The sequence below is a fragment of the Enterococcus sp. AMC1086 genome (genome assembly GCF_058216575.1).
Map to the genome: position 1 here is coordinate 2,707,884 of NZ_CM177100.1, position 15,016 is coordinate 2,722,899.

Here is a 15,016-nt window from a genome sequence, read left to right on the forward strand (position 1 = left end):
ACATAACTCTACGAGTTATATACTAGCCTTTTTTTATAGAGCTATTGATTTCTGATAATTGACTTGATTCACTCTATTTTTTTCTTTAACATATATAAATGGTGTTCATGAAATAGTTTTTTCTCAAGCGTTTCCAAAGATACCCAACGCATAGGTTCAGTTTCTAGTGGAGTTTGTACCTTATCAACTAAGGTACAAGCATAAAAATATCCGATGTTGTGTTGTGACAGATCAGAATACTGTGGAGAAACCCAATGTTTTTCAGCTTTCCCAATAAATTCGCCTATATTTAGGCTAAACCCTATTTCTTCAATAGCTTCTCTCTTCAAAGCTACCACAGGATTTTCTCCCTTTTCAATCCCTCCACCAACCAAAAATAAGTATCCCTCAGAAGATTCAATTACCAAATATTTTCCAACTTGATTTAAAATCACTGCATATGCGCCTACGCGACGTCTATATATCAATTTATCATTTCTTTTTCCAAAAGACTTCAATCTTTCCCTCCCTTTACCTATAAAAAACTCGATTTTCTCACCTTATTCTTCATATACTTTTCGTAACGCCGCTATGTCAATTCGTTTCATTTTATACAATTCCTGTATCACGCGATACGCTCGATCTGGATCTGAATTATCGAATAATTTCTCCATATCCGCCGTAACAGTTTGCCAACACACCCCGTATTCATCTTCCATCCAACCACAGGGCCATTCTTTTCCTTTAGCTGTTACAGCATCCCACAATCGATTGATTTCAGCTTGATCTTTACAATAGACATAAAATGACGTTGCCATCGTAAAGGTAAAGTTATGTTGTTCACCGCTATCCATCACTCGAAATGGCTGTCCATGCATCCTAAATAAAGCTTGCGCTACAGTACCGTCCTGATTTTTTTGGACAAATTCGATAGTGCCTTCACCAAAAATTTCGATCCATTGGTTCATCGCTTCTTCTGCTTTTCCAAACTGTTTTCCGGTAAATAAAAAACTTGGTGTGATAGACTGCGACGTTTCTGATAAGGACAACTGCCATGAAACACCATAATGATCTTTTAACCAGCCATATTTCTTGCTGAAAGGATAGGCCTCAAATTCCATTAATATTTCACCTTTATGACTTAATGTTTCCCATAGCTTGTTGATTTGCTCTTCTGTCTCACATTCTACGAAAAATGAAATGGCAGGTGTAAAATCAAATTCCGGCCCGCCATTGAGCAAAATAACTTCTTGTCCTGCAAGTGTCAATGATACCGTCAGCACGGATCCTTTAGGTTGATGTTCACTGTCTACATAATAATCAACCTTATTGATTTCGCCTCCTTTAAAAGCGTTTACATAAAACTCAGCTGCTTCTTCTACTTTGCCATCAAACCATAAACATGGAGAAAATTTGGACATTTTCACTCATCCTTTCTTGAATAGAATTTCTTATTTTATGAACTACTTATACTTTAGCTTCATTATATACATCAAACGATTTATTTGAAAAAAAAATGCTCTTATTTTATTAGCTCTAAAACTTTATTTCCTAATAACTACCTTCCTCACCTTGAGAGGTCAAAATCACTGGCCCTTCTTTTGTGATAGCTAAACTATGTTCATACTGGCAACTTAAACTACCGTCTCTTGTTTTGGCAGTCCATCCGTTTGCTTCCATTTCCATTTGCCACGAACCGATATTGACCATTGGTTCTATCGTTATAGTCATTCCTTCTTTTAGTCGTAACCCCTTACCAGGTTCTCCGTAATGAGCAAAAAATGGTTCTTCATGAATTGTCGGCCCAATTCCATGCGCTATAAAATCCCGAACTACACTATATCCTTTTGATTCCACATACGTTTGAATAGCATGACCTATATCACCAACACGATTGCCAACTTCAGCTTGCTCAATACCCAGATATAAAGCTTTCTTAGTGACTTCCATTAACTGTTTTGTTTCATCCGACGCTTCCCCTACTGAATAAGACCAACAGGAATCTGAGATAGCCCCATTCAAATCAATACACATATCAACTTTAATCAAATCTCCATTTTTTAATATTTTTTTTCTAGGAAAACCGTGACAGATTTCATCATTGATGCTACAACATGTTGCATACTCATATCCTTCAAACCCAATTTGGGCGGGTATTCCACCATGACTTTCAATATGATTACGTACAAATACTTCGATATCCCAACTTGTAATGCATGGTTTTATAAATGAACGCAACTGTTTGTGTACATCTGCTAACAACGCCCCAGATTCTATCATCTTATCTATTTCTCTTTTGGATTTTAATGTAATCATTTTGTTCCTCTTTTCTTGATTTATTTTTATTGAAATAATTTTCTGAAATTCACTTGATTCTTGACACTTTCATATCCTTGGTGCTCATAAAATTTATGGGCTTCGATTCGTTCTACACCTGAATTTAGCCGAATTCCTTTTGCACTGTTTTCTTTTGCCCATTGCTCTGCATGATTCAATAGTGATTTACCTACGCCCATTCCATGCAGGTCTTCGTCTACCACAAGTGCCATAACGTTCATTAATATCGGGCCATACGTACAGACATATTCACTTAACTGAATATATCCCGCCACTTCTCCTTCTATTTCTTTTACAAATAATTTATTGACGGGTGATGAAAGTAAGTAGTTTAGCTGTTCTTTAGCATCTTCCAATAAATATTCATGTTTTAATGGATAAGTGTTTAGTCGATTGATGGAATCTATATCTTCGATTTTTGCTTCTCTGACGACCATTATCTATCCCTCCACTGTTGATTTTCCCTCATTATACTCCTTTTCATAAAAAAAGAAGAGCAACTTATCAGCTACTCTTCTTTTATATTCAATTAACCATTGTAGGCATCAATAATGATTTGTTTCAATTCACTGATCAATGGTTCTTTTGGATTTGCTGTTGTACATTGATCTTCATAAGCAAGTTCAGCCATATGATCAACAGTTGAATCAAGAATTTCTTGTGTCACACCTTGTGCCTTCAAGTTCATGTCGATTCCAACTGATACACCTAAATCGTAAACAGCTGTTGCTAATGCATCCACTAATTCTGCTGTATTTTTTCCTTTAAGACCTAAGAATTTCGCAATATCAGCGTAATCTGTGTCTGCACGGAAGTAATCATATTTAGGGAACATTGCATGTTTTGAAGGATCTTTGGCATTGTATCGGATGATATGCGGTAATAAAATCGCATTTGTACGTCCGTGAGGAATCCCATATTCTCCACCAATTTTGTGTGCTACTGAGTGACAAATTCCTAAGAATGCATTGGCAAAAGCCATACCAGCCATTGTTGATGCGTTATGCATTTTTTCACGGCTTTCTGCATCTGGACGTTTCACTGAGTTTTCTAAGTGTTCAAAGACTAATTTGATTGCTTGTAGACTTAATCCACGCGTATAATCAGAAGCCATTACTGAAACATAAGACTCGATTGCATGTGTCAATACGTCCATACCAGTATCAGCTGTTACAGAAGCCGGAACTGACATCACAAATTGAGGATCGATGATCGCAACGTCTGGCGTCAATGCATAGTCAGCTAATGGGTATTTTACATGTGTTTCGCTATCTGTAATAACTGCAAATGGCGTTACTTCTGAACCCGTACCTGATGTTGTTGGGATACATACAAACTGAGTTTTAACTGCTTTTTCAATTTTATACGTACGTTTACGGATATCTAAGAATTTTTGTTTAGCGCCAAAGAATTCTGTATCTGGGTGTTCATAGAACATCCACATGCCTTTGGCTGCATCCATTGCAGATCCCCCACCTAAAGCGATGATTGTATCAGGTTCAAAATCAATCATAACTTTTGTTCCAGCATAAACTGTGTTTGTAGATGGATTTGGTTCTACTGCTGAGAATACTTCGATTTGAACGTCATTTTTACGTTTTTGTAATTCTTTACGAACCGTATCAGCATAACCAAATTGAACCATTCCTGGATCACAGACGATCATCACACGTTCAACATTCTCCATTTTTTGTAGATATTGTAATGAATTTTTTTCAAAGAAAATTTTTGGCGGTAATTTGAACCATTGCATATTATTTCTCCGTTTCGCTACAGTTTTAACGTTGATCAAGTTGACAGCAGATACGTTTTTAGAGACTGAGTTTTTACCATAAGATCCGCAACCTAATGTTAATGAAGGAATCATTTCGTTATAGATATTACCGATTCCGCCTTCTGCTGATGGAGAGTTTACTAAGATACGGCAAGCTTTCATGCGCAAACCAAATTTCACTTGTAACGCTTCATCTTCTGTATGGATCACAGCTGTATGTCCTAATCCACCTAATTCAAGCATTGCTTCACATAGATCAAAAGCATGATCTGTATTTTTTGCTTTCATCATGGCTAGAACTGGAGATAATTTTTCGCGTGAAAGTGGATATTCAGCTCCTGCACCTTCAAGTTCAGCAATTAAAATTTTCGTTCCTTTTGGTACTTTAATGCCGGCAAGCTCTGCAATATGTTCAGCTGAGTAACCAACGATTGCTGGATTCACGGCATATTTTCCTTCATTCATTACGGCATCTTCTAGTTTTTGTAATTCGTTTGGTTTAACGAAATACACTTGATGAGCTTCAAATTCAGCTTTTACAGCTGCATATACTTCTTTATCTACGATCACAGCTTGTTCAGAGGCACAAATCATACCGTTATCGAATGATTTAGACACGATCAAGTCATTGACTGCACGTTTGATTTTGGCTGTTTTTTCAATATAAGACGGAACGTTACCTGGTCCAACACCCAAAGCTGGTTTACCAGTTGAGTATGCTGATTTCACCATAGCACTACCACCAGTGGCTAAAACGATTGCGATCCCAGGATGATTCATCAAACCTGAAGTTGCTTCTAATGAAGGTTGTTCGATCCATTGTACACAGTTTTCAGGAGCGCCTGCTTTGATAGCAGCATCACGGACGATACGAGCAGCCTCTGCAGAACATTTTTGGGCACTTGGATGGAATGCAAATACGATTGGGTTACGTGTTTTGATAGCAATCAAGGCTTTAAAAATCGTAGTTGATGTTGGGTTCGTTGTTGGTGTAACCCCGCAAACAACTCCTACTGGTTCAGCAATTTCAATCAAACCAGTTTGATCATCTTGATTGATGACGCCTACTGTTTTATCATGTTTGATACTGTTCCAAATATATTCAGAAGCGTACATGTTTTTAATTGCTTTATCTTCATAAATTCCGCGACCAGTTTCTTCTACGGCCATTTTTGCTAGAGGCATATGTTGATCTAAAGCAGCCATTGCCATTTGGTGCACAATGTGGTCAACTTTTTCTTGATCGAAGTCTTCCATTTCTTTTAAAGCGACATTTGCTTTTTTTGCTAACTCGTCGATCATTGCTGCTACATCAGTTTTTTTAGTATCTTCTTTCTTCATTGTTTTAGCCATTGTGATCCTCCTAGAAAAATAAATTATTTATTTTTGTTTGTTAATTGTTTCACATACACATCATACAACATTATTTTTATCTTGTAAATAGTTATTGTGATTTTTTTCACATTAAAACGCAAAATTTTTTTATGATCAAAAAAAAACTAAATATATAGGCGATTTACCAATACACTTAGGTCTTTCGTTCACTATTGTTATTTGAGAATATGTAAACTTTCTGACTCTAACTTCTTTATCTATCATCAGAATGAAAAATAACGTCTGGATAATGTTCTAACTTTTGACTAGCCAAGCGATTTATAGCCATATGATTGTGATAAGCATTTAAACTTTGTTTAGTAGTTTGTCTTATCTCAACATAAGGAGTTGGAGAAAGTGTTTCAATAAATTTCTTGATTATATATTTTTCGGTACTGCTATTGCTATCTGTAACTTTCGCAATAGTAAACTCTCGTTGCTTCTTTTCTTGAGCACGCATTCTATCTTCAGCTTGTTTATGCAACTGTTCTTCATTTTCTCTAATATATTGAACTTGTTTTTTTTCTAATTCTTTATAACTTTCGGTTGGAAAGCTTTCAATCGTCTTTTGTAATAGTTTTCCAATATCCATTAGGCTTTTCCTCCCTTAGTTTTTTTTGATAACCTTATCATATTATGAATTGTCATAAAATTCTTATTATCCGTATTAGATTTCAATAGAATTTCATTATACAAATCTTGTTTCAAAATAGTTATTCCAACTTTATCTGTACTTTTTGAACAAACTAATTCCCTTTTATCACAAGAAGAATTAATGATTAACACATTAGCAATTTCATGATCAAATTCCTGCAATAATGTGATCAATGTTCTAGCAGATAGATAATTTGAATCTCTGATAATTTCAGTCTCTACTTCTCTGCCTGTATCCCTCTCCCTATAGGCAACTCGTCTATAGGCTGTTGGTAATTCACAATCAATAAATATAAGGGTAATCTCGTACCCATTATCGTAAAACTCTTTGATCAGTTTACGATACTTAGCAGCATTTTTCATAGTTCCATCATAAACTATTTTTCTTTCTAGCTTCTGATAACATTTTAGCATTTTCGCCGAAAGATCACTACTCTCATCATGAACCTTATCTGCAAATCTTCTATTCAAATCTTCACAATAGTATTCAGGAAGTAACGCTTTGATTTGATCTGCATCAACGCTATTGAATTTTTTTATCTCATCATAGATGGGTAACTGAGTGATGGTCGTCGTCTTTCCAACACCAGATCCGCCGCCAATAAAAACAATTTGTTTTTTCTGGTCTTCAACAGCTAATTCTCGATACCCTTCGCAAATTTTATCAGTAATAGTCACAATTGAATCATGAAATAAAGCTCTTGAAATACAATACTGGCTTTTTTTTCATCGAAATAAGCTTCCTTAGTTGTCATAATCTTTCCCCTACACTTTTTATAAAAAACAATATAATTATTATATCATACAAAAAGCGGAAAAAGACCGTTAAATTAAAAATTAATTCCAATTTTTGGTACTATTTAAAACAGGTCCGTTAAATCTTGCCAATCTTTTATTGTGAGACTACTTGTTTGGGCAATCAATTGCTGATAATCAAAAAATTCGTTTGGTTCAATATGTAAAATATCTTCACGACAAACTTTGATAGATGACGGAGGGTTCTTTTTCCAACGATAAGAAACAAGATAGTTCATCAACTCATTTTCATTAACCGATGAATAACCAAGTTGCTGAAAGAATCGGCATTTTATTTTTAATTCTTTTTTCAATAAGAACTTTTGGTGCCATGACAGCTTTTCGATGGTTCTCCCCTTCTTTCTAAAGAATGACCTTATGTATGATCTACAGATGTGATAGAAAGAAAAAATTCCAGCAAGCTGGAATTTATTCTTTCGTCTCGTTGTTTTCAGAAGTTTCAGTTACAGTTGGTTCTTCAACCACTATTTCTTCTTTAGTCTCAACTACAGTCACATCATTGTCATTTACAACAACGCTACCTGGTTTCACTGTTTTGATTGCCGCACGATCAAATTCAAGGATGATTCCTTCACAGTCAATCAGTACAGTTTTCTTGTCATTATCGATTTCAGAAATTACACCATGCAATCCACCGATTGTGACAATTTCATCGCCCACTTTCATTGCTTCTAAAAGTGTTTGACGTTCATTTTGTTGTTTCTTTTGCGAACGTGTCATAAAAAACATCATTCCCGCTAAAAGAATTAATGGTAAAATAAACGAAAGTCCTCCGCCCATTATCTATTCACCTCTCTATCCTATAATCACTAGTTTACTGTAACAAAATTTCTTGTACAACACTAGTCTTTTGATCATTTTTTTAGAAACTTTTTGCATTCTCTTTATTGAAGCCATATTCTTCAAAAAAGGCTTGTCTGAATTCTAGTAAATTATCATCCATAATTGCCTGACGAACTTGCTTCATTAGGTTCAATAAGAAATATAGATTATGGTAAGATGTTAAGCGAATACCAAATGTTTCATCTGCTTTGATCAAATGACGAATATACGCACGTGTATAGTTTTTACAAGTATAACAATCACATTTCTCATCCAACGGACGGAAATCTCTTGCGTATTGCGCATTTTTAACAACAAGACGACCTTTAGACGTCATACAAGTACCATTTCTAGCAATTCGAGTCGGTAACACACAATCAAACATATCGATACCACGAATCACGCCATCGATCAATGAATCAGCTGTTCCCACACCCATTAGATATCTTGGTTTATTATCAGGAATCAAAGGAGTTGTAAAATCTAAAACGCGGTTCATTTCAGCTTTAGGTTCACCAACAGACAATCCACCGATGGAATAGCCAGGAAAATCCATACTGATCAAATCTTTCGCACTTTGACGACGTAACTCTTCAAAACCTGCACCTTGAATGATTCCAAATAATCCTTGACGATCTGGATTAGCATGAGCTTTCAAGCCACGTTCTGCCCAACGTGATGTACGCTCGATCGATTTCTTTACATAATCATAGCTTTCATCAAACGGTGGACATTCATCAAAACTCATCATAATATCAGACCCAAGATTATTCTGGATGTTAATCGCCTTTTCTGGTGAGAGAAACAGCTTCGATCCATTTAAATGGTGTCTAAAATGAACGCCTTCTTCTGTGATTTTACGCATATCACTTAGTGAGAACACTTGGAAGCCACCAGAATCGGTTAAAATCGGTTGGTCCCAATTCATAAATTTATGTAAGCCGCCAGCTTCCGCAATCAAATCATCTCCTGGACGAAGCCACAAATGATACGTATTGCTCAAAATTATTCCTGCCCCCATCTCTTTTAAGTCTTCAGGTGACATTGTTTTTACTGTCGCTAACGTTCCTACAGGCATAAACATTGGTGTTGGAAAAGTACCATGAGGCGTGATTATTTCTCCTAAACGGGCACCGGTATGTTTTTCTTTCTTTATTAAACGATAACGAATGGCTGGTTCTGTCATTCATTCTCCTACTTTCTTTTGTAAATTTACACTTTCCTCATCATACTTTTTTTTGTTCATATTTGCAAGGTTTTGCGGACTTTCTTTAGCATATCCTTAGACAAAAAAAAACTGAAAATAAGATTTCAAAATCTTCGATCTCCAGTTTTTTTGATTTTTTCAAATTCATTTATTTGCTGCTCATTGCTCTTTCAAGTTCGATCATTGCTTTTTTTATAATTTCTGGTGTAATCTTTTCCTTCATATAATGAATAGTTTCATGCGGCTCAGCAGCACGCTTGGAAACACACTGATAATCTTCCTCTGATAAATTCATCTTCATTTCTTTTAAAGAAATCGGTAACCCCAGACTGCGATAAAATGGTATTAGCTGCTCTATTTCCGACCATTTATTTTCGATCACTAACTGAACCAAAACACCATATGCAACTTTATTGCCATGAAGTTGGTGGTGACTCTCTGGCAAAATAGTCAATGCATCATGAATCGAGTGAGCCCCAGAAGTTCGTCCGTAATCATCTCCGAATCCACCCACCATTCCACCTAGCAAAATATTGGTTTCTACAACATTTAAAAAAGCTTGATTGATTTCTTTTTCTTCCATAGCATTAAGTGCTTCTTGACTGTCAGAAAGTAAAACGTCTCGACATTTTTGAGCTGCAAATACAGATACTTGGATTTCAATCGGCTGTACCGCTAATTGTGAGATCATTGCATCTGCTTCATACCACTTAGCGACAGTATCGCCGATCCCTGCGACCATCAGTTCAATCGGTGAATCTAAAATAACTTTAGGCTCAATCAAAACTAACGCATTGCTTTTAGGAAAGACATCATAACGGTCCATAGCTCCATCATTGTCATATATGACACTTAATGGTGTATACGCAGCGCAAGTTGCAGCAAGTGTTGGTAAAATCAAGATAGGCGTATCACATTGATTCGCTACCGCTTTTCCTAAATCTGCAATTTTTCCACCTCCGACAGCGATGATCCCGTCTAATTGCTCGCGTTCAAAAACTTGTTTTAATGTTTGTGTGTGCTCATCCGTACATTCTCCGCCATAATAGATAAAATATGTCTCTATATTCATTAATTTAGGAAAATAAGGTTTAGCGGCTTCCCATGAATCTTTCCCATGCAAAACCATTACCCGTTTGATCTTTCTTCTATTTAAATGTTCTTCTAATTCATCCCACGCCCCAACTCGGCATTCATATTCTTGCGGTGCTCCTCTTACTATCAATGACTGACTCATTCTTCTCGACCTTTCATTACTCATTTTTATGCAAAAGTGAATTTTTGTAAATTCTTTGATAAAATTCACTTTTCCTTTCCCTTAATCTATGATATGATAAAACACATCCAAAAACAATAAATTTTTATACATTTATACGCATTTTTTAGAATATTTATTGAAAAATAAGTAGTTGTGCCTACTCAGCTACTATCCATTTTATTATAAAGGAGAAAAGCAAATGAACTTATGTAAAAAAACTTTAGCACTTATTATTCCTCTATTGCTGGTACTACTCACTTTTGTTCCAGTAACTACGGCCGTTGCCGAAGAAAAAGATCCTGTTTATGACAGCATTATGAAACGAGGAGAATTGATCGTTGGTTTATCTGCCGACTATGCTCCCTATGAATTCCATGCAGATGTTGATGGTAAAGACCAAATCGTTGGTTTTGATATCTCGATCGCACAAAAAATCGCAGATGATCTTGGAGTTAAATTAAAAATCGAAGAATTGGGTTTTGATGCATTATTAGGTGCCTTAAAAACTGGTAAAATCGATTTGATTATTTCAGGAATGGCACCAACTCCTGAACGATTACAAGAAGTTAATTTTTCATCCCCTTACATGACAGTTCAGCAAAAAGTGGTTGTCAGAAACGGTGATCAAGAACAATTCAAATCTACAACAGATTTTGATAGTGTAAAAGTTGGTGTGCAAAAACAAACCACTCAAGAAGAGTTAGCGAAGACGGAACTTATCGGTTCAATTCCAACTTCTTTGCAAAAAGTACCAGACATTATTATGAATTTGAAAAATAAAAAAGTTGATGCTGCAGTGCTAGAAGGTCCTGTTGCCGAAGCTTATGTTGATCGTGATCAAGAATTAAAATTTGCAGACGTTTCATTTGAACATGGGCAAAAAGATGCAGCAGTTGCGATTCCTAAAAATGCACCTGTTTTAGAACAAAAAGTCAACGCTTCGATTAAAACGATCAATGATAATAATTTACTTGATGGCTACAAAAAAGAAGCAGGTAAATTAATGTTTACCGACGATGAAAGCTTCCTTGGAAAATATGGTAAATTCTATATCAGCGGTGCTGGTTATACAATTTTCTTGGCCTTTATGGGTGTTCTATTTGGCGCGATTCTAGGTGGTATACTTGCCTTAATGAAATTATCCAAATCAAAAATTTTACGCGGCATTGCAATTTGCTATATCGAATATGTTCGTGGTACTCCTTTATTGGTTCAAATCTTTATCGTTTATTTTGGTACAGGAGTTTTAGGTCTTGATTTATCAAAAGTCGCTGCTGGTTGCATCGCTTTAGCCTTAAATAGTGGTGCTTATGTTGCTGAAATCGTTCGTGCGGGAATCAATGCAGTCAACAAAGGGCAATTAGAAGCTGCACGTTCTCTTGGTATGAATCAACCACAAGCAATGCGTTACATCATTTTACCGCAAGCAATCAAGAATATCTTACCTGCTTTAGGAAATGAATTTGTCACTGTAATCAAAGAATCTTCTGTTGTTTCTGTTATCGGCGTTTCGGAATTGATTTTCCAAGCTGGCAATGTTCAAGGCGCTAGCTTTAAACCTTTCTTACCATATTTAGTAGTATCATTGATTTATTTTGTTTTAACCTTTACCATTTCACGCCTGTTAGGTGTTGCTGAAAGGAGAATGAGCACTAGTGATTAATATTAAAAACTTACACAAAACCTTCGGGAAAAATGACGTCTTAAAAGGCATTGATTTGGATGTAAAAGCTGGAGAAGTTGTCGTAATCATTGGTCCTTCAGGCAGCGGAAAAAGTACCTTCTTGCGTTGCTTAAACTTATTAGAACAACCAACCGATGGAACAATTGAATTTGAAGGAAAAAATTTATTGGATAAAGATACAGATATTGACGCTCTTCGCCAGAAAATGGGCATGGTATTCCAAAATTTCAATCTGTTTCCACATAAAACAGTCTTAGATAATCTAACGATCAGCCCAATAAAAGTCAAAAAGGAATCGTCAGAAGCCGCAAAAGAAAAAGCTGTTGCTTTATTAGAACAAGTTGGCCTAAAAGATAAAGCGACGAGCTATCCTTCAAGTTTATCTGGTGGGCAACAACAACGGGTAGCCATCGCACGTGCCTTAGCAATGAATCCTGATGTGATGCTTTTTGATGAACCAACCTCTGCACTTGATCCCGAAATGGTTGGTGAAGTTTTAGCTGTTATGAAAGCCTTGGCAGTTGAAGGAATGACGATGGTCGTTGTAACACATGAAATGGGTTTCGCTCGTGAAGTAGCAGATCGTGTGATTTTTATGGATACTGGAATCATTCAGGAAGAAGGTACGCCAGAAGAGATTTTTGGACAACCTAAGAACCCAAGGACTCAGGATTTCTTAAGAAAAGTTTTATAGAAACTGAAAGAAGACAAAACAAGGTTGGGACAAAAGCATTTAACGCCGAGAAATAAGAGGGAATTCACGTAAATTACGCTTCAAATTTTTGTGAATGTCAACTTATTTAAAAAGGAGTTGCTTCCGCTCCCACTATTTGTTCGGATTTTTTAAGGCTAGGGTATAACTCGTAGAGTTATCTTCTAGCCTCTTAAAAAAATAGTATAGAATAGATAAAGCAATAAATAATTGGAGGTACGAATATGGATCGTTCAAACATTGCAAAAAAACATCAGCAACCTGCTGAAAATATCTTGATGGATATCGCTACTTTAGCTAAAAAAGTACCAGATTTATTGGATTTATCGATTGGTGATCCAGATTTGATTACCGATGAACAAATAATCGAAGCGGCGTTTACAGACGTTAAAAACGGCCATACCAAATACACCGCATCAGGCGGCAGTCAAGAATTCATTGATAGCGTGATCACTTTTTATCAAAAACAATATGGCTTATCCTTCGAAGCAAATCAAGTACGTGCCACAGTTGGCGCATTACATGGTATGTATTTAACCTTACAGGTATTGCTTGATCCTGAAGATGAAGTAATTATACACGAACCCTATTTCTCGCCCTATAAAGATCAAGTCCTTTTTGCTGGAGGCAAACCAGTATTTATTCCAACATACGAAAAAGATGATTTTCAAATCAATATCGACGTGCTGAAGGCAGCTATTACAGAAAAAACAAAAGCAATTATTATTAATTCACCAAATAACCCAACTGGAGCTGTCTTTTCTCCTAAACTATTCAAAGAAATTGCTGATTTGGCCATTGAGCATGATTTTTATATTCTCTCTGATGAAGTGTATGAAGCCTTTTGTTTCTATGACGATTTCGTACCGATGGCAACATTCGCTCCCGAAAATACTATTACATTCAGCAGCTTCTCAAAAGCCTTCGCAATGACTGGCTGGCGTATTGGCTATATGATTGCACCTGATTATATCAACGATGCAGCCAAATTGATCAACGAAAGTATTACGTACTCTGCGCCAAGCCCTTCTCAACAAGCAGGCATCTATGCCTTGAACCACGCCGAAATACTCGTAACAAACGTGGTCTCTGTATTTAAAGAACGTCTGGAATATCTGGAGCAAAGAATCGCCAAGATTCCCTTCCTTTCACTACATCCAGTCAAAGGAAGTATCTATGCATTTATTAATATTTCCAAAACAGGTCTAACTTCCGTTCCATTTGTTGAAAAAGTCTTAAAGGAAACGAATGTATTAATGATTCCTGGAAAAGCTTTTGGCGAAACAACTGGCGATGATTATGTTCGCCTAGCAGCAACTCAAAATATAGAGATCTTAAAAGAAGCTTTTGATCGAATCGAAAAAATGGATTTTTAGATAAAAAAATTTTGCATTTCCTATCGTAGTGACAGGAAATGCAAAACTTTTTTATCTTTATCCGATCTTTCGCTACGGTTGTTCGCTATCTGACAATGTATTATAGAGAATCACTAATGTTGAAACAACACAAACCACGATTTGAATAAGTACATTATCGGAAAAATTCTCAGTAATTTTGATAGTAGCAATAGCTAGGAAGAAACAGATTGCTAAGATTACCGCTAATTTTACTTTTTTAATTTCTTGCTGGATTCGATAAATCGTCTCAACTGGAACACCATTGCGTTTGGCAATTTGTCTTAATTTACGTTTTTTAACCAATTGCCAAGCGATATCACGATATAATTGTTTTGCTTCCGGATCTCGAGTAAACACAGAATAGGTTTCTTTATTCTCACTTTTTTCTCGTATCAACTTCATCTTGATTAAACGCGGATGTATTAACTGATCATTTCGACTTATCCACGAGACCACCGCTCTCCAATCGTTCAAATTCAACTCTGGCGCGGTTAATACAACTAAATCTAGTTCTAAATCTTCCAGTTCGTTCAAAAACCTAAGTAATTGCTGGTAATCTCTTGATATTACCTCCAAAAAAACAATTACCATACAATCGCCTGGTTCAGTGGAATTCAATAATCTTTGATACTCACTCTCAGGATTTTGAAACACTTCATAACTATGTTCCTCATCTGAAAATATTTCATCTAGTCCATAAATTTCTAAAAAATCAAATTGTTTATTCAATTTATTACCATGAGCATAACCTAGATACATTCTTACCAACTTCCTTATTTTATTGGATTATCATTTCTTAAATTCTTTATTTTATCTACTTATCTTTTTTTAGAAAATAATTTTCTTTTAGTAATTTGATTAAGTCGATGCTCTATTTCTACATTTTTTCGAATGATAAACGTAAGTAGTATACTGTGGAAAAAAATAATGACACCTAATGATACTAAAAGTAAATACACTTATATGACCTTCCTATCTGTTGATTTAGGATTTTAAGTTATT

At 35.8% G+C, this 15,016-nt stretch carries 15 protein-coding genes; 3 read left to right on the forward strand and 12 right to left on the reverse strand.

The window, feature by feature from the left end:
* Positions 1–68: 68 nt before the first annotated feature.
* From AC4BC4_RS12755 to AC4BC4_RS12805, 11 genes are all read right to left on the reverse strand, one after another.
* Entirely contained in the window at positions 69–497 is a 429-nt protein-coding gene (locus AC4BC4_RS12755) for an NUDIX domain-containing protein (RefSeq protein WP_490475938.1), read from the reverse strand.
* Positions 498–539: 42 nt separating this feature from the next.
* Positions 540–1,400, reverse strand: coding sequence for a VOC family protein (locus tag AC4BC4_RS12760; protein WP_490475939.1), 861 nt, complete (start codon positions 1,398–1,400; stop codon positions 540–542).
* Between the two features lie 130 nt (positions 1,401–1,530).
* Positions 1,531–2,295, reverse strand: coding sequence for a type I methionyl aminopeptidase (gene map, locus AC4BC4_RS12765; protein WP_490475940.1), 765 nt, complete (start codon positions 2,293–2,295; stop codon positions 1,531–1,533).
* A 26-nt stretch (positions 2,296–2,321) separates the two neighbouring features.
* Complete coding sequence (locus AC4BC4_RS12770) at positions 2,322–2,753, reverse strand: GNAT family N-acetyltransferase (protein WP_490475941.1); 432 nt, start codon at positions 2,751–2,753, stop codon at positions 2,322–2,324.
* A gap of 92 nt (positions 2,754–2,845) precedes the next feature.
* The gene (gene adhE, locus AC4BC4_RS12775; RefSeq protein ID WP_438758400.1) at positions 2,846–5,443 is read right to left on the reverse strand and encodes a bifunctional acetaldehyde-CoA/alcohol dehydrogenase; all 2,598 of its coding nucleotides are present in this window, start codon (positions 5,441–5,443) and stop codon (positions 2,846–2,848) included.
* A gap of 235 nt (positions 5,444–5,678) precedes the next feature.
* Positions 5,679–6,056, reverse strand: a complete 378-nt coding sequence (locus tag AC4BC4_RS12780; RefSeq protein ID WP_490475942.1) for a hypothetical protein — start codon at positions 6,054–6,056, stop codon at positions 5,679–5,681.
* On the reverse strand, positions 6,056–6,796 hold the full coding sequence (locus tag AC4BC4_RS12785; protein ID WP_490475943.1) for a zeta toxin family protein: 741 nt from the start codon (positions 6,794–6,796) through the stop codon (positions 6,056–6,058). Before AC4BC4_RS12785 ends, AC4BC4_RS12780 begins: the two co-directional genes overlap by 1 nt.
* 182 nt (positions 6,797–6,978) lie before the next feature.
* On the reverse strand, positions 6,979–7,293 hold the full coding sequence (locus AC4BC4_RS12790) for a post-transcriptional regulator (RefSeq protein WP_490477381.1): 315 nt from the start codon (positions 7,291–7,293) through the stop codon (positions 6,979–6,981).
* Between the two features lie 49 nt (positions 7,294–7,342).
* A complete protein-coding gene (yajC, locus tag AC4BC4_RS12795; RefSeq protein ID WP_438758397.1) occupies positions 7,343–7,714 on the reverse strand; it encodes a preprotein translocase subunit YajC in 372 nt (123 codons plus the stop codon).
* A gap of 82 nt (positions 7,715–7,796) precedes the next feature.
* Positions 7,797–8,942, reverse strand: a complete 1,146-nt coding sequence (tgt, locus tag AC4BC4_RS12800; protein WP_438758396.1) for a tRNA guanosine(34) transglycosylase Tgt — start codon at positions 8,940–8,942, stop codon at positions 7,797–7,799.
* Positions 8,943–9,111: 169 nt separating this feature from the next.
* Positions 9,112–10,200 (reverse strand): iron-containing alcohol dehydrogenase family protein, encoded by a 1,089-nt coding sequence (locus AC4BC4_RS12805; protein ID WP_490475944.1) that lies wholly within the window; start codon positions 10,198–10,200, stop codon positions 9,112–9,114.
* Between the two features lie 220 nt (positions 10,201–10,420).
* Between AC4BC4_RS12805 and AC4BC4_RS12810 the strand changes: the two genes are divergently transcribed.
* From AC4BC4_RS12810 to AC4BC4_RS12820, 3 genes are all read left to right on the forward strand, one after another.
* The gene (locus tag AC4BC4_RS12810; protein ID WP_490475945.1) at positions 10,421–11,884 is read left to right on the forward strand and encodes an ABC transporter substrate-binding protein/permease; all 1,464 of its coding nucleotides are present in this window, start codon (positions 10,421–10,423) and stop codon (positions 11,882–11,884) included.
* On the forward strand, positions 11,877–12,599 hold the full coding sequence (locus AC4BC4_RS12815) for an amino acid ABC transporter ATP-binding protein (RefSeq protein ID WP_490475946.1): 723 nt from the start codon (positions 11,877–11,879) through the stop codon (positions 12,597–12,599). The genes AC4BC4_RS12810 and AC4BC4_RS12815 overlap by 8 nt, the downstream gene beginning before the upstream one ends.
* A 242-nt stretch (positions 12,600–12,841) precedes the next feature.
* A complete protein-coding gene (locus tag AC4BC4_RS12820; RefSeq protein ID WP_490475947.1) occupies positions 12,842–13,993 on the forward strand; it encodes a pyridoxal phosphate-dependent aminotransferase in 1,152 nt (383 codons plus the stop codon).
* Between the two features lie 72 nt (positions 13,994–14,065).
* Here the strand turns inward: AC4BC4_RS12820 and AC4BC4_RS12825 are convergent, their stop codons facing one another.
* The gene (locus AC4BC4_RS12825; protein WP_490475948.1) at positions 14,066–14,773 is read right to left on the reverse strand and encodes a recombinase family protein; all 708 of its coding nucleotides are present in this window, start codon (positions 14,771–14,773) and stop codon (positions 14,066–14,068) included.
* Positions 14,774–15,016 lie beyond the last annotated feature (243 nt).